Raw genomic sequence first — 389 nt, 5'->3', positions numbered from 1 at the left:
TTTCGAGGTGGTGTCGTGGCAGGCGATCTTCGTGCCGGCGGGTACGCCGGGGCCGGTGGTGGACCGACTGCACACGGAGATCCGCAAGATCCTCGCAACGCCGGAGATGCAGGACAAGCTGAAGGGCTTCGGCATGGAGCCCGCCGATCTGTCGACCGCGCAGATCGCGGCGTTCCAGAAGGCTGAAGTGGAGAAGTGGGCGCAAGTGATCAAGGCTGCGGGGATCAAGGCCGATTGATTCGTTCGAGGTGGGGGCGGGGGGCGGTGATGGGGGTTGAGCCCTTGAACTCCTCCCCCCTTTGGGAGAGGGTCGGAGTACGGGCTGATGGCATCAACCTCACGACAAGCGCCCGGTATGCGGTGCGGTGCGATCAGCCCCTCTGGGCCGC

General features: G+C 65.6%; 1 protein-coding gene. It reads left to right on the top strand.

The genetic code is table 11. The features are described from left to right. On the top strand, positions 1-238 hold a 238-nt coding region (locus DBV14_RS33770), incomplete at its 5' end, for a tripartite tricarboxylate transporter substrate binding protein (RefSeq protein ID WP_260396852.1). Positions 239-389: the final 151 nt, after the last annotated feature.

It is taken from the genome of Variovorax sp. KBW07 (assembly GCF_003852515.1).
Lineage (GTDB): Bacteria > Pseudomonadota > Gammaproteobacteria > Burkholderiales > Burkholderiaceae_C > Variovorax.
This window is presented reverse-complemented; position numbering and strand designations above follow the sequence as displayed.